This window comes from Flavobacterium sp. ACAM 123, assembly GCF_000264055.1.
Lineage (GTDB): Bacteria > Bacteroidota > Bacteroidia > Flavobacteriales > Flavobacteriaceae > Flavobacterium.
In genome coordinates, this window is the sequence record NZ_AJXL01000028.1 from 1 (window position 1) to 13,848 (window position 13,848).

Sequence of the window (13,848 nt, forward strand, 5' to 3'; positions counted from 1 at the left end):
TTNTTTTTTATGATTTTGTCAAGAAAACCTCTGCCATCATACATCTGGCACTGCCACCGCCACAAGCTTCAATAGTGTCTAGACTAGAGCTGAGAATTGTAGCGTGTTTTTCTAACTGCTCCACTTGTTTAGGCTTTAAACTTTGATGTGCCGCAGCACTCATTACTATATATCTTTTATCATCTGCACCACGGACTTCAAGCATGTTTCCTGCGAAATTATTAACTTGCTCTTCAGTGATTAAAATGATCTCTTTATTATCTTTTTTAAGTGTGTCCAAAACCATTTTGCGTTCTTTTTTATCATCGATGCTATCCGCACAAATCACCGCAAAAGTTTCACCCAAACACATCATAACATTCGTATGATAAATCAATTTTCGTTCTCCGTTTACCGTGTGAAAAGCTTCAAACAATACAGGCGCATAGTCAAAGTCTTCACAGAACTCAATAAACAATTCTTCATCAGCTCGAGGAGACAAAGCGCAATACGCTTTTTCATTCGCTCTATCAAGGACTAAGCTTCCGGTTCCTTCCAAGAAAAAACCATCTTCTTCTGCAGAAGTGTAATCTACAATGTTTTCCATCTTGAATCCTTTATCTTCTAACAGATCCAAAATTTCTTCGCGGCGCTCTTGACGGCGATTCACGGCAAACATTGGATACAATGCTACATCTCCATTTTGATGAAGGGAAACCCAGTTGTTTGGAAAAATACTGTCTGGAGTATCTGGATTCAGTGTATCATCCACTACCGTTACATCAACACCAACTGCTCTGAGCTTTTCAACAAAAGTATCAAATTCCTGTTGTGCTTTTATATTTACAGTTGCCGGCAAAAGATCGTCTAATACTTTTTGATAATAATTATTAACTGCCGTTTGTTCGTTCATTCTAAACGCCACCGGACGAATCATCAATATAGAATTTGTTGTTTGTTTCATTTTATTTTTTATTTGTGTAGTGACACCCTGCGGCGGCACTACTTGAAATTAATCTCTTATTAAAGGCAATGTGGAACAACGCAATAATCCTTCCTGCTTAGAAATCTCAGCATAAGGAATCTCTTCCACTGTAAAACCAACGGATCGCAACCAATTATTCAGTCTTGTGAAGTTTTTTTCAGAAACAACAACATTGGAATCAATAGAAAACACATTGGAATTCATGGTATACATTTCCTCTCGTGTAATATGAAACAAATTATCTTTCCCAAAAAGATTAACGAGATACATATAATCTGCTTCTTCACGGAATCCACTCTTATAAATAATTCCCTTATCAGAACCTACAGGTTGGAAACAACAATCAAGGTGTAAAGCATTGTCTCTGGCTTCAATTTTAGATTTAACCAAATCGAATTCTTTGACGATTTTATGCGGAAACAGCTCTTTTATAAACTGCACTCCCTCCCTATTTGTTCTTGCGGTAATATAATCTTTATAATCACTTCCTTTGTAAGTCCCTATAAAAATATGGTCATCCCATAGCATAACATCTCCACCTTCTATATGCACTTCTTCAGGAGGACGCACAACTTTTATAGCATCGACCTGATCAATTACATATTGAATAGCATCTAGTTCTCTTTCCCGTTCCGGCAAAATGTTGGATTTAATAAAAATACCATCAATAACAAAACCGATATCTCTTGTAAATATTTGATTGTAATCAGCGATTAATTGGGGTCTGAAAATTGTTACATCATATTTTTGAAGCACCACATTAAAAGCCTCGATCTCCGCCACCATATCTTTTTCAATCGGATAGGTTCCAGCCAAAATATGCTCTAATGATTTAGGATCGTATGCTTCAGCTATTGACGGTATTTCACCATTACTAATGGCGGTGCCCAAAACTACTGATCGTAATCTTGAAGTCTCATTCTTTACATTTAATTTTAACATATAGTATTTAAATTTGGACAAAGATAAAAAAAAGCCTCACTTAATAGTGAAGCTTTTTAAAATTGAAATTATCGTTTATCTACTGTTTTAAAATCTCTCAACGGAGATCCAGTATAGACCTGTCTTGGTCTTCCAATAGGCTCTTTATTTTCACGCATTTCTTTCCACTGTGCTATCCAGCCTGGTAAACGGCCAATAGCGAACATCACAGTAAACATGTCAGTAGGAATTCCTAATGCTCTGTAAATGATTCCAGAATAGAAATCTACATTTGGATATAAACTTCTTGATTTAAAATATTCATCCTCTAAAGCTAATTCTTCTAATTTTTTTGCGATTGCAAGAATAGGATCATCTACACCTAAAGTTTCCAACACTTCATCGGCAGCTTTTTTGATGATTTTAGCCCGTGGATCAAAGTTTTTATACACTCTATGTCCAAAACCCATTAATCTAAAAGGATCGTCTTTGTCTTTGGCTTTAGCCATATACTTATCCGCATCCCCACCATTTTGATGAATTTCTTCTAACATTTCAAGAACTGCTTGATTTGCACCTCCATGAAGAGGTCCCCAGAGTGCTGAAACACCTGATGATATTGAGGCGAATAAACCTGCGTGAGAAGAACCTACCATTCTTACAGTCGAAGTAGAACAATTTTGCTCATGATCTGCGTGAAGAATAAATAATTTATTTAAGGCATCAATAACAATCGGACTTGCTTTGTAAGGTCCTGTTGGTATTTCAAACATTAATTTCATGAAATTTTCAACATATCCTTTCGTATTATCATAATAATTCAAAGGATAACCCATACTTTTTCTATAAGTCCATGTTGCAATAACCAGAAATTTCCCCATCGTTTTACAAACGGCTTGATACATTTCTTTTTCATTGTCAACATTAACCGATTTAGGATTAAAAGCTGTTAATGCACTGGTCAATGCTGCTAAGACACCCATAGGATGCGCTGTTCTTGGAAAACCATCAATGATGCTTTTCATCTCCTCGTTCACTAGTGTATATTTTCTAATATCGTCTTCAAATTGTTGCAACTGAACTGCAGTTGGTAATTCTCCGAAGATTAAAAGAAAAGATACTTCTAAAAACTCGGCTTTTGCAGCCAAATCTTCAATGGAGTATCCTCTGTAACGCAGTATTCCTAACTCTCCATCTAAGAAGGTAATTTTACTTGTACAAGAACCTGAATTTTTATACCCTGGGTCAAGAGTAATTATCCCAGTTAAATCTCGTAATTTTTTAATATCAATGGCCTCTTCGTTTTCGCTTCCTTCTACAACCGGAAACTCATACTTCTTACCATCAAATTCTAGTGTAGCTATTTTTGACATAATATTTTGAAAATAAAACTTTAAATTTAATAATCTACCAAATCTAAGGATAATAACATTAAATAAAAAGAGAAATTGATAATGTTGATGTTAAATTAAACAAAAAAGCCATCCGAATAACTCGAATGGCTCTTTATAAATTATAATAAAAAATATTATTTCACCTTGAATGCTTTTTTACCCGGAAAATAAGCAGTGTCGCCAAGTTCTTCTTCTATTCTTAATAATTGATTGTATTTTGCCATACGGTCAGAGCGCGATGCAGATCCGGTCTTAATTTGACCACAATTCAAAGCAACTGCTAAGTCAGCAATTGTATTATCTTCTGTCTCTCCCGAGCGATGTGACATTACAGAAGTGTACCCTGCGTTTTTAGCCATATTAACCGCTGCAATAGTCTCGGTTAATGTACCAATTTGGTTTACTTTCACTAAAATTGAGTTGGCAATACCTCTATCGATACCCGTAGACAAACGCTCTACATTAGTTACAAACAAGTCATCTCCAACTAATTGCACTTTATCCCCAATTTTATCAGTCAGCATTTTCCATCCATCCCAGTCATTTTCATCCATTCCATCTTCAATTGAGATAATTGGATATTTAGCAGCTAATTCAGCTAAATAATCTACTTGTTCAGCAGAAGATCTGATTTTACCAGTCTCCCCTTCAAATTTAGAATAATCGTACTTACCGTTTACATAAAATTCAGCCGCAGCACAGTCTAAAGCAACCATTATCTCGTCACCAAATGTATAACCTGCATTTTCAACTGCTAATTTAATGGTATCCAAAGCATCTTCCGTTCCTCCTGCAAGAGTAGGAGCAAAACCACCCTCATCACCGACAGCAGTACTTAAACCTCTATCATGTAACACTTTTTTAAGGCTATGAAAAATTTCAGTACCCATTTGCATCGCTTGCGTGAACGAAGTTGCTTTTACCGGTATAATCATAAATTCCTGAAATGCAATCGGCGCATCTGAATGTGAACCTCCATTGATGATATTCATCATAGGAACAGGCAATGTATTAGCTGAAACTCCACCTACATATCTGTAGAGTGGCAAACCTAATTCATTAGCTGCTGCCTTTGCAACAGCAAGCGAAACACCTAAAATAGCATTGGCGCCTAATTTTGATTTATTTGCTGTACCATCTAAATCAATCATCATTTGATCAATTACATTTTGTTCAAAAACAGATGTCCCTAAAAGTTCTTCAGCAATAATGGTATTAACATTTTTCACTGCATTTAAAACTCCTTTTCCTAGATAGGCCTTTCCTCCGTCACGTAATTCTACGGCTTCATGTTCTCCAGTTGAAGCTCCAGACGGAACTGCCGCTCTACCTAGAATACCGTGCTCAGTAACTACATCTACCTCAATAGTAGGATTCCCTCTTGAATCGAAAATTTGTCTTGCGTGAATTTTGATAATAATACTCATACTACTTTATTTTAAATTTTAATAACACAAATATATTCTATCTTTTGTAATGATAATATGAAAATAATGAATCTTATCAACGAAAACGTTATAATTGTCTATAAATAAAAATTTCCTCCCCATTTTATAGAAAAACCTGCCGATTCCTGTTCATTCCATCACGCCGAAACGAAAACCCATTCCCCCTATAGTAATTGACCACGACCACCTTTCTCCCACTCCCAATACAGTAACAAACCGTTTTTTGTGTATAATACCGACTATAGAATAAACATAATCCAATTACACCGTACTATTTTCATATTACATCAGCATTACACCATAACGGCTTGAACTAAAACATAAATTCGCTGGGTATCTTCCATAAAAAAAGGATGCCTTCTTTAATTACAAGAAAGCATCCCTATCGCATTTCACAAAAAGACCAAATGTCCCTTTATCCCTTTATGTTGTCAATAAACTCATCAAATAAGTAAGATGAATCGTGAGGACCAGGACTCGCCTCAGGATGGTACTGCACTGAAAAACAATTCTTGTGCTTCATTCTCATACCAGCCACAGTTCCGTCATTTAAATGAATATGAGTAATTTCTAAATCAGCATTGTTTTCCAATTCTTCTTTATTGACTGCAAAACCATGATTCTGTGAAGTAATTTCTCCTTTCCCAGAAATTAAATTTTTAACGGGATGATTTATCCCTCTGTGCCCGTTAAACATTTTATAAGTTGAAATTCCATTGGCTAAACCAATTACTTGGTGTCCTAAACAAATTCCAAATAACGGTCTATTATTCTCAAGAATTTCTTTTGCGACTTGAATCGCTCCCACAAGTGGTTCTGGATCACCAGGTCCATTGGACAAGAAAAAACCATCAGGGCTAAAAGAGGATAAATCACTGTATGTTGAATCAAAAGGAAACACTTTAATGTAACAATCCCTTTTGGCAAGGTTGCGAAGGATATTTGTTTTAATTCCTAAATCTAAAGCTGCAATCTTATAGGTAGCATTTTCATCACCGTAGTAATAAGCGACTTTAGTAGAAACTTTAGATGCTAGCTCTAACCCCTTCATATCAGGAACATTTGCTAAAGACACCTTTAATTCGTCAACAGATGTACCGTCCGTACAAATAACAGCATTCATTGCACCATTGTCTCTAATATAACTAACCAATGCTCTGGTATCAACATCAGAGATACAGATAAGATTTTGTTTAATGAAATACTCTTCTAAGCTTCCAGAAGCATCTGCTCTCGAGTAATTGAAGCTAAAATTTTTACAAACTAAACCCGCTATTTTTATTCCGTCTGATTCTACTTCGTTTTCGTTTACACCATAATTCCCAATATGAGCGTTAGTGGCAACCATTATCTGCCCAAAATAAGAAGGATCAGTAAAAATCTCTTGATAGCCAGTCATTCCAGTATTGAAGCATACTTCTCCAAAAGTCGAACCGCTGATTCCTATTGATTTTCCGTGAAAAATAGTGCCATCACTTAGTAAGATTATGGCGCTTTGTCGTGTTGTATATTTCATTCGTTGATTTCTATTGTTTGTAAAGGTCTCATCGAACTCGCGAAGCTCGTTTCATTAGTAGTTAAATCTAGTGCAAATTTAATCCATAAATACAATGGATGCAAACTTTTCAATTTTATTATAAATAATAAGCTGTAAACACAATCATATGATTCCTGTTGCATTGCTATTTTAAAAGCATGATGAAACTCAACGGAAGGTAGAATCTTGACACCGCATATTTATTTTGTTGCAATAAAACCAAAAAAAAGGATAAACTACTAATAGTTTATCCCTGCTTTTTATTGAATGATTATCCTCATAATTATTCAGCGGTGTCGGTAGTCGTATCAGCTTCAGCAACTGGAGCCTCAGTACCTTCATCTACTTTTTTAGCTTTTCCACCACGACGGCTTTTCGCTTTTTTAACTTCTTTTTTACCACCATTGTAAAGTTCGTTAAAATCTACAAGTTCGATCATTGCCATATCAGCATTATCTCCCAAACGATTTCCAACTTTGATAATACGAGTGTATCCACCTGGACGGTCACCAACTTTAGCAGCTACGTCTCTGAACAGGTCAGTTACCGCATATTTACTGCGTAAGTAAGCGAAACAAATACGACGATTGTGAGTCGTATCAGTTTTTGATTTTGTTATTAAAGGCTCAACAAATTGTTTAAGCGCTTTTGCTTTAGCGACAGTAGTGTTAATACGCTTGTGCTCAATAAGAGAACAAGCCATATTAGCCAACATAGATTTTCTATGCGCTGTTTGCCTGCTTAAGTGGTTGAATTTTTTTCCGTGTCTCATGACGTGTTTTTTTATACTTTCATCTTGATACTATCCGTTTTGGAGATCAAAATATGAAGTAATTTATTCTTTATCTAGTTTGTATTTTGCTAAATCCATCCCGAAGTTCAAATTTTTAATAGCAACTAGTTCATCTAGCTCAGTTAAAGATTTTTTACCGAAATTACGGAATTTCATTAGGTCATTTTTATTGAACGATACTAAATCACCAAGTGTATCAACTTCAGCCGCTTTCAAACAATTTAATGCTCTCACAGATAAATCCATATCAACAAGCTTAGTCTTAAGCAATTGCCTCATATGTAATGACTCTTCGTCATACGATTCTGTCTGTGCGATTTCATCAGCCTCGAGTGTAATTCTTTCGTCAGAAAACAACATGAAATGGTGAATTAAAACTTTAGCAGCTTCAGTAAGCGCATCTTTTGGATTGATCGATCCATCAGTTTTTATTTCAAAAACTAACTTTTCATAATCTGTCTTTTGCTCAACACGGAAGTTTTCAATTGAATATTTTACGTTTTTTACCGGAGTAAAAATAGAATCCGTAAAAATAGTTCCAATTGCAGCATTCTGTTTTTTGTTCTCCTCCGCAGGAACATAACCTCTACCCTTTTCGATAGTTAAATCGAAATTTAGTTTGATTTTAGGATCAAGATTACAGATAACAAGTTCTGGATTCAGTACTTGGAAACCTGAAATGAATTTCTGGAAATCACCAGCTGTCAACTGATCTTTACCTGAAACAGAAATAGTAACTGCTTCATTATCAATATCTTCAATTTGACGTTTGAAACGTACTTGTTTAAGATTAAGGATGATTTCGGTAACATCTTCAACAACACCTGAGATAGTAGAAAACTCATGATCTACACCTTCAATACGAACGGATGTAATTGCATAACCTTCTAATGCTGAAAGCAAAACTCTTCTAAGTGCATTACCGATGGTCAATCCGTATCCTGGTTCTAAAGGTCTAAATTCAAATTTACCTTCAAAATCGGTTGAATCGATCATGATAACTTTATCGGGCTTCTGAAAATTAAATATTGCCATAAATTTCGACTAAGTCAATTATTATTTGTTGTACAACTCTACGATTAATTGTTCTTTAATGTTTTCTGGGATTTGAAGCCTAGCCGGTACAGAAACGAAAGTACCTTCTTTAACGTCATCATTCCAAGTAATCCATTCATAAACATGACTTGAATTAGATAAAGCACGTTCGATAGCCTCTAATGATTTAGACTTTTCACGAACAGCAACCTTATCCCCAGGTTTAAGGTGGTAAGAAGCAATATTTACCACATCACCATTCACGGTAACGTGTCTATGCGATACCAATTGTCTAGCGCCTCTTCTAGAAGGAGCAATACCCATTCTAAATACCACATTATCTAATCTTGCTTCACACAGCTGTAAAAGAACTTCACCAGTAACTCCTTTAGTAGCCGATGCCTTTTTAAACAAACCTCTGAATTGTTTTTCTAAAATTCCATAAGAATATTTAGCTTTTTGCTTCTCCATTAACTGGATTGCGTACTCAGATTTTTTTCCTCTTTTTTTAGCCATCCCGTGTTGTCCAGGTGGGTAACTTCTTCTTTCGAATGCTTTGTCATCTCCGAATATTGCCTCGCCAAATTTACGAGCAATTCTAGTTTTTGGACCAGTATATCTTGCCATTTTTAAAAAATTAAATTAAGGTAGAGATTATGAATTCAGGTCATATCCTTCGATAATCGTGTATTCTACCTAGTTATACTTAAATATATTATTAAACTCTACGTCTCTTAGGAGGACGACATCCGTTGTGTGGCATTGGAGTAACGTCGATAATCTCAGTCACTTCTATTCCACCATTATGTAAGGAACGAATTGCAGACTCACGTCCGTTTCCTGGTCCTTTTACATATACCTTAACTTTTTTAAGTCCTGCCTCAATAGCTACTTTACTACAATCTTCTGCTGCCATTTGGGCTGCGTATGGAGTGTTCTTTTTTGAACCTCTAAAACCCATCTTACCAGCTGAAGACCAAGAAATAACCTCACCTTTTTTGTTTGTCAAAGAAATAATGATGTTATTGAAGGTAGCAGAAATATGAGCTTCTCCCGTTGATTCAACGATAACTTTACGTTTTTTTGCAGTTGCTTTAGCCATATTACTTATTATTTAGTTGCTTTTTTCTTGTTAGCAACAGTTTTTCTTTTACCTTTTCTTGTTCTAGAGTTGTTTTTAGTTCTTTGTCCTCTTAAAGGAAGACCAGTTCTATGACGGATACCTCTATAACAACCAATATCCATTAAACGTTTGATGTTCAAAGAAACCTCAGAACGCAATTCTCCTTCAATTTTGAATTCTGATACCGCCTCACGAATTGCTCCGATCTCGTCATCATTCCAATCTTGAACCTTTTTATCTTGGCTAACTTGAGCTTTTTCTAAAACCTCAATAGCTCTACTGCTTCCTAATCCAAAGATGTAGGTAAGTGCTATAACACCTCTCTTGTTTTTCGGGATATCTACCCCTGCTATTCTTGCCATAATTATCCTTGTCTTTGTTTAAATCTAGGATTCTTTTTGTTTATAACGTACAATATCCCTTTTCTACGCACGATTTTGCACTCGGGACTTCTTTTTTTTACTGATGCTCTAACTTTCATTGTGAATATCCTTTAATATCTATAAGTAATTCTTGCTTTTGACAAATCGTATGGGCTCATCTCTAGTTTCACTTTATCACCAGGTAATAATTTGATGTAATGCATACGCATTTTTCCAGATATGTGAGCAATTACGATATGTCCATTTTCTAACTCTACACGGAACATCGCATTTGATAATGCTTCAATTATGGATCCGTCTTGTTCTATTGCTGATTGTTTTGCCATAAGATTAAGCTACTGCTTTTCTATTTTTTCCACTCTTCATTAAACCGTCATAATGTTTGTTTAACAAATATGAATTAATCTGTTGAATTGTATCTATGGCGACACCAACCATAATTATTAATGAGGTACCTCCAAAAAACATTGCCCAAGATTGTTGAACATCCATAAGACTTACAATAATCGCTGGGAACACAGCTATTAGAGCCAGAAATAAAGATCCTGGGAAAGTTATCAAAGACATCACCTTGTCAAGAAAGTCTGAAGTCTCCACCCCAGGCCTTACACCCGGAATAAACCCTCCGCTTCTTTTCAAATCATCTGACATCTTATTAGTAGGAACTGTAATTGCAGTGTAAAAGAATGTGAATACAACGATTAACGTTGCAAATACAAGGTTATACCAAAAACCGAACATATTACTAAAAGCGCCAACAACTGATTGTGATGCATCTGATTTAGACAATCCAGCAACAGCAGCCGGTATGAACATAATCGCCTGAGCAAAAATAATCGGCATAACTCCAGAAGCATTAAGCTTCAACGGAATCCACTGTCTATTACCACCCATCATATCCTGTTCAAAATCACCTGATGTAGTGCGGCGAGCGTACTGTACCGGTATCTTTCTAATTGCCATGGTTAATAAAACACATGCAACAATAACTAAAAGCCAAATAATAATCTCAATAACCAATAACATTGGTCCACCGTTGTTATTCGTGACTCTCGTAGTAAATTCCTGTATAAATGCCTGAGGAAATCTCGCAAGTATACCCACCATGATTAAAAGTGAAATACCATTTCCAATTCCTTTATCAGTTATCTTTTCACCTAACCACATGGCAAATATTGTACCTGTAACTAAGATAATCACTGAAGAAAATAAGAATTCAAAAGAATTAAACCCTAATAAAAACGCACTACTAGGTAAAGTTCTATATAGATTGTAGATATAAGTTGGTCCTTGCACTAATGTAATAACAATAGTCAACCAACGTGTAATCTGATTAATCTTTTTTCTACCGCTCTCACCATCACTTTGAAGCTTTTGCAAATAAGGAATTGCTATTCCCATAAGCTGAACTACAATAGAAGCCGAAATGTAAGGCATAATTCCTAAAGCAAAAACGGATGCCTTAGAGAACGCTCCACCAGTAAACATGTCTAATATTGAGCCAATACCACTTTTGGTCTGACCGGCTAAACTGTTTAGTTGTGTAGCATCAATTCCCGGAAGGGTAACATGTGCTCCAAAACGATAAACTAAAAGAAGACCTAAGGTAATTAGGATTCTGTTTTTTAGTTCCTCAATCTTCCAAATATTACTTATTGATTCAATAAATTTCTTCATACTAATCAAAAAATTACATTGTTACCGCTTCCCCGCCAGCAGCTTCAATAGCGGCTTTTGCAGTTGCAGTAAATTTGTGAGCAGTTACTTTTAATTTTGCTTTCAATTCTCCTCTTCCTAAAATCTTAACGATTTCATTCTTAGTAGCCAATCGGTTTGAAACATACACAGTCATATCGACAGTATCTGTAATCACACCATTGTCCACTAATAATTGAAGTGTATCAAGATTTACACCCTCGTATTCTTTACGATTGATGTTTGTAAAACCAAACTTTGGCACACGTCTTTGAAGTGGCATTTGCCCTCCTTCAAAACCAATCTTTTTAGAATAACCAGAACGAGATTTCTGTCCATTGTGCCCTCTTGCTGAAGTACCACCTTTTCCAGAACCTTCTCCTCTACCTAATCTCTTATTTTGACTGTGCGTTGAACCCTCAGCTGGTTGTAAGTTACTTAAATTCATAACAGTATTTGTTATTTAGCTTCCTCTACAGAAACTAAGTGTTTAACTTTGTTTATCATCCCAAGGATCGTAGGGTTTGAATCATGCTCTACAATTTGTCCCATTTTACGTAGGCCTAAAGCTTCCAATCCTCTTTTTTGATCAAGTGGACAGTTGATTTTACTTCTAACTTGTTTTACTAATAATTTAGCCATAATTTCCTTGAATTAACCTTTAAAAACTTTTTCTAAAGAAACCCCTCTTTGTTTTGCAACACTATAAGCGCTTCTCATTTGTAACAACGCATCAAAAGTTGCTTTAACTACGTTGTGAGGATTTGATGATCCTTGCGATTTTGATAACACATCGTGAATACCTACTGATTCTAAAACTGAACGAACAGCTCCACCAGCAATAACTCCAGTACCATGAGAGGCAGGAATTAAAAATACACGCGCACCACCAAATTTACCTTTCTGTTCGTGTGGTACTGAAAGTCCATTTAAAGGAATTTTAACTAAATTTTTCTTAGCATCTTCCACCGCTTTCGCGATTGCCTCAGAAACATCTTTAGATTTTCCTAACCCATGTCCTACAACACCATTTTCATCACCTACAACTACAATAGCAGAAAAACCGAAAGCTCTACCACCCTTTGTAACTTTAGTAACACGATTAACACTCACCAAACGATCTTTTAATTCAAGACCACTTGGTTTTACCAACTCTACATTCTTGTATTTATTAGACATAATATATTAGAATTTAAGTCCAGCCGCTCTCGCGCCTTCTGCTAATGATTTAATACGACCGTGATACAAGTAACCTCCTCTATCGAACGTTACCACTTCTATCCCAGCCTTTAACGCTTTCTCTGCTACTAGTTTTCCAACTGCAATAGCAACCTCTACGTTAGTACCTTTTCCTATTTCTTTTTCTCTTGAAGAAGCAGCCAAAATAGTAACCCCGTTTACGTCATCAATAAGTTGAGCATAAATTTCTTTGTTACTTCTAAATACAGATAGCCTCGGGTTTGTAGCAGAACCACTAATCGATTTTCTAATTCTGAATCTAATTCTCTGTCTTCTTTCAGGTTTTGATAATGACATAATCTTATTTTTTAAGCTGATTTACCTGCTTTTCTTCTTAATACTTCACCCACAAATTTAACACCTTTTCCTTTGTACGGCTCAGGCTTACGAAAACCTCTAATTTTTGCCGCAACTTGACCTAAAAGTTGTTTGTCAAACGATGTAAGTTTAACAATTGGATTTTTACCTTTTTCAGATATAGTCTCTAATGTCACTTCAGCAGCAACTTGCAAAACAATATTGTGAGAGTACCCAAGAGCTAAATCTAATTTTTGTCCTTGATTCGAAGCTCTGTAACCAACCCCAACCAATTCCAATGATTTTGTAAAACCCTCAGTCACACCAATAACCATATTATTGATTAAAGACCTGTATAAACCGTGTTTTGCTCTTTGATCTTTGTGATCAGACGATCTTTCTACTTGAACTTGACCGTCCTCAACTGTTACAGTTACGTCCGAAAACTCCTGTGTCAATTGACCATTTTTTCCTTTTACCGTAATAATACCATCTTTAACTTCTACAGTTACTCCAGCAGGGATTACAATTGGATGTTTACCTATTCTTGACATCTTATAGTCTATTTATTAGTATACGTAACAAATTACTTCACCACCAACATTCAATTGTTTTGCTTTTTTTCCAGTCATCAATCCTTTTGATGTGGAAACAATCGCAATACCTAATCCGTTAAGGATTCTTGGAATGGTTGAAGAACTTGAATATTTACGTAAACCTGGTTTACTAATTCTTTGGATATCTCTTATTACTGACTCTTTAGTATCTTTATCATACTTCAAAGCAATCTTGATTGAACCCTGAACAGCGTTGTCTTCAAATTTGTAACTTAAGATATAACCTTGATCAAATAAGATCTTAGTGATTTCTTTTTTTAGATTAGATGCAGGAATTTCGACAACCTTATGGCTTGCGGCCACAGCGTTTCTAACCCTTGTTAAATAATCTGCAATAGGATCTGTATACATATGTATTAATTTGCGGTTATGGTTTTCTTCAGATTTTCTGTCGAACCTACA

Annotated in this window: 19 protein-coding genes; all 19 read right to left on the reverse strand. The window is 35.6% G+C overall.

Going from position 1 to position 13,848, the window contains the following annotated elements:
• Positions 1-7: 7 nt before the first annotated feature.
• The gene (ctlX, locus tag A3SG_RS0106940) at positions 8-943 is read right to left on the reverse strand and encodes a citrulline utilization hydrolase CtlX (RefSeq protein WP_029596660.1); all 936 of its coding nucleotides are present in this window, start codon (positions 941-943) and stop codon (positions 8-10) included.
• Positions 944-991: 48 nt separating this feature from the next.
• Positions 992-1,906 carry a dimethylarginine dimethylaminohydrolase family protein gene (locus tag A3SG_RS0106945; RefSeq protein ID WP_016989303.1) on the reverse strand — a complete coding sequence of 305 codons (915 nt, stop codon included), beginning with the start codon at positions 1,904-1,906 and terminating at the stop codon, positions 992-994.
• A 68-nt stretch (positions 1,907-1,974) separates the two neighbouring features.
• A complete protein-coding gene (locus A3SG_RS0106950; protein WP_016989304.1) occupies positions 1,975-3,258 on the reverse strand; it encodes a citrate synthase in 1,284 nt (427 codons plus the stop codon).
• A gap of 155 nt (positions 3,259-3,413) precedes the next feature.
• On the reverse strand, positions 3,414-4,706 hold the full coding sequence (eno, locus tag A3SG_RS0106955) for a phosphopyruvate hydratase (protein WP_016989305.1): 1,293 nt from the start codon (positions 4,704-4,706) through the stop codon (positions 3,414-3,416).
• A gap of 436 nt (positions 4,707-5,142) precedes the next feature.
• On the reverse strand, positions 5,143-6,243 hold the full coding sequence (carA, locus tag A3SG_RS0106960) for a glutamine-hydrolyzing carbamoyl-phosphate synthase small subunit (protein ID WP_016989306.1): 1,101 nt from the start codon (positions 6,241-6,243) through the stop codon (positions 5,143-5,145).
• Between the two features lie 304 nt (positions 6,244-6,547).
• Positions 6,548-7,036, reverse strand: a complete 489-nt coding sequence (gene rplQ, locus A3SG_RS0106970) for a 50S ribosomal protein L17 (protein WP_016989308.1) — start codon at positions 7,034-7,036, stop codon at positions 6,548-6,550.
• Between the two features lie 63 nt (positions 7,037-7,099).
• A complete protein-coding gene (locus tag A3SG_RS0106975; RefSeq protein ID WP_016989309.1) occupies positions 7,100-8,092 on the reverse strand; it encodes a DNA-directed RNA polymerase subunit alpha in 993 nt (330 codons plus the stop codon).
• A 21-nt stretch (positions 8,093-8,113) separates the two neighbouring features.
• Positions 8,114-8,719 carry a 30S ribosomal protein S4 gene (gene rpsD, locus A3SG_RS0106980; protein WP_016989310.1) on the reverse strand — a complete coding sequence of 202 codons (606 nt, stop codon included), beginning with the start codon at positions 8,717-8,719 and terminating at the stop codon, positions 8,114-8,116.
• A gap of 91 nt (positions 8,720-8,810) precedes the next feature.
• A complete protein-coding gene (gene rpsK / locus A3SG_RS0106985) occupies positions 8,811-9,194 on the reverse strand; it encodes a 30S ribosomal protein S11 (RefSeq protein ID WP_007136543.1) in 384 nt (127 codons plus the stop codon).
• A gap of 8 nt (positions 9,195-9,202) precedes the next feature.
• Positions 9,203-9,577 carry a 30S ribosomal protein S13 gene (gene rpsM, locus A3SG_RS0106990; protein WP_016989311.1) on the reverse strand — a complete coding sequence of 125 codons (375 nt, stop codon included), beginning with the start codon at positions 9,575-9,577 and terminating at the stop codon, positions 9,203-9,205.
• Positions 9,578-9,579: 2 nt separating this feature from the next.
• On the reverse strand, positions 9,580-9,696 hold the full coding sequence (gene ykgO, locus A3SG_RS21130; protein WP_074724333.1) for a type B 50S ribosomal protein L36: 117 nt from the start codon (positions 9,694-9,696) through the stop codon (positions 9,580-9,582).
• 12 nt (positions 9,697-9,708) lie between these two features.
• Positions 9,709-9,924, reverse strand: coding sequence for a translation initiation factor IF-1 (gene infA / locus A3SG_RS0106995; protein WP_007136545.1), 216 nt, complete (start codon positions 9,922-9,924; stop codon positions 9,709-9,711).
• Positions 9,925-9,928: 4 nt separating this feature from the next.
• Positions 9,929-11,275 (reverse strand): preprotein translocase subunit SecY, encoded by a 1,347-nt coding sequence (secY, locus tag A3SG_RS0107000; protein WP_016989312.1) that lies wholly within the window; start codon positions 11,273-11,275, stop codon positions 9,929-9,931.
• 13 nt (positions 11,276-11,288) lie between these two features.
• The gene (gene rplO, locus A3SG_RS0107005) at positions 11,289-11,741 is read right to left on the reverse strand and encodes a 50S ribosomal protein L15 (protein ID WP_016989313.1); all 453 of its coding nucleotides are present in this window, start codon (positions 11,739-11,741) and stop codon (positions 11,289-11,291) included.
• Between the two features lie 11 nt (positions 11,742-11,752).
• Entirely contained in the window at positions 11,753-11,935 is a 183-nt protein-coding gene (rpmD, locus tag A3SG_RS0107010; protein WP_016989314.1) for a 50S ribosomal protein L30, read from the reverse strand.
• A gap of 12 nt (positions 11,936-11,947) precedes the next feature.
• Positions 11,948-12,472 carry a 30S ribosomal protein S5 gene (rpsE, locus tag A3SG_RS0107015; RefSeq protein ID WP_016989315.1) on the reverse strand — a complete coding sequence of 175 codons (525 nt, stop codon included), beginning with the start codon at positions 12,470-12,472 and terminating at the stop codon, positions 11,948-11,950.
• A 6-nt stretch (positions 12,473-12,478) separates the two neighbouring features.
• A complete protein-coding gene (rplR, locus tag A3SG_RS0107020) occupies positions 12,479-12,829 on the reverse strand; it encodes a 50S ribosomal protein L18 (RefSeq protein ID WP_016989316.1) in 351 nt (116 codons plus the stop codon).
• Between the two features lie 11 nt (positions 12,830-12,840).
• Entirely contained in the window at positions 12,841-13,383 is a 543-nt protein-coding gene (gene rplF, locus A3SG_RS0107025; RefSeq protein WP_016989317.1) for a 50S ribosomal protein L6, read from the reverse strand.
• A 15-nt stretch (positions 13,384-13,398) separates the two neighbouring features.
• Entirely contained in the window at positions 13,399-13,797 is a 399-nt protein-coding gene (rpsH, locus tag A3SG_RS0107030; protein ID WP_016989318.1) for a 30S ribosomal protein S8, read from the reverse strand.
• Between the last annotated feature and the right edge of the window lie 51 nt (positions 13,798-13,848).

What these genes read in the sequence shown, in the direction of transcription:
- ctlX (WP_029596660.1), bottom strand. Translation starts at nt 943, where the DNA reads ATGAAACAAACAACAAATTCTATATTGATGATTCGTCCGGTGGCGTTT.
- A3SG_RS0106945 (WP_016989303.1), bottom strand. Translation starts at nt 1,906, where the DNA reads ATGTTAAAATTAAATGTAAAGAATGAGACTTCAAGATTACGATCAGTA.
- A3SG_RS0106950 (WP_016989304.1), bottom strand. Translation starts at nt 3,258, where the DNA reads ATGTCAAAAATAGCTACACTAGAATTTGATGGTAAGAAGTATGAGTTT.
- eno (WP_016989305.1), bottom strand. Translation starts at nt 4,706, where the DNA reads ATGAGTATTATTATCAAAATTCACGCAAGACAAATTTTCGATTCAAGA.
- carA (WP_016989306.1), bottom strand. Translation starts at nt 6,243, where the DNA reads ATGAAATATACAACACGACAAAGCGCCATAATCTTACTAAGTGATGGC.
- rplQ (WP_016989308.1), bottom strand. Translation starts at nt 7,036, where the DNA reads ATGAGACACGGAAAAAAATTCAACCACTTAAGCAGGCAAACAGCGCAT.
- A3SG_RS0106975 (WP_016989309.1), bottom strand. Translation starts at nt 8,092, where the DNA reads ATGGCAATATTTAATTTTCAGAAGCCCGATAAAGTTATCATGATCGAT.
- rpsD (WP_016989310.1), bottom strand. Translation starts at nt 8,719, where the DNA reads ATGGCAAGATATACTGGTCCAAAAACTAGAATTGCTCGTAAATTTGGC.
- rpsK (WP_007136543.1), bottom strand. Translation starts at nt 9,194, where the DNA reads ATGGCTAAAGCAACTGCAAAAAAACGTAAAGTTATCGTTGAATCAACG.
- rpsM (WP_016989311.1), bottom strand. Translation starts at nt 9,577, where the DNA reads ATGGCAAGAATAGCAGGGGTAGATATCCCGAAAAACAAGAGAGGTGTT.
- ykgO (WP_074724333.1), bottom strand. Translation starts at nt 9,696, where the DNA reads ATGAAAGTTAGAGCATCAGTAAAAAAAAGAAGTCCCGAGTGCAAAATC.
- infA (WP_007136545.1), bottom strand. Translation starts at nt 9,924, where the DNA reads ATGGCAAAACAATCAGCAATAGAACAAGACGGATCCATAATTGAAGCA.
- secY (WP_016989312.1), bottom strand. Translation starts at nt 11,275, where the DNA reads ATGAAGAAATTTATTGAATCAATAAGTAATATTTGGAAGATTGAGGAA.
- rplO (WP_016989313.1), bottom strand. Translation starts at nt 11,741, where the DNA reads ATGAATTTAAGTAACTTACAACCAGCTGAGGGTTCAACGCACAGTCAA.
- rpmD (WP_016989314.1), bottom strand. Translation starts at nt 11,935, where the DNA reads ATGGCTAAATTATTAGTAAAACAAGTTAGAAGTAAAATCAACTGTCCA.
- rpsE (WP_016989315.1), bottom strand. Translation starts at nt 12,472, where the DNA reads ATGTCTAATAAATACAAGAATGTAGAGTTGGTAAAACCAAGTGGTCTT.
- rplR (WP_016989316.1), bottom strand. Translation starts at nt 12,829, where the DNA reads ATGTCATTATCAAAACCTGAAAGAAGACAGAGAATTAGATTCAGAATT.
- rplF (WP_016989317.1), bottom strand. Translation starts at nt 13,383, where the DNA reads ATGTCAAGAATAGGTAAACATCCAATTGTAATCCCTGCTGGAGTAACT.
- rpsH (WP_016989318.1), bottom strand. Translation starts at nt 13,797, where the DNA reads ATGTATACAGATCCTATTGCAGATTATTTAACAAGGGTTAGAAACGCT.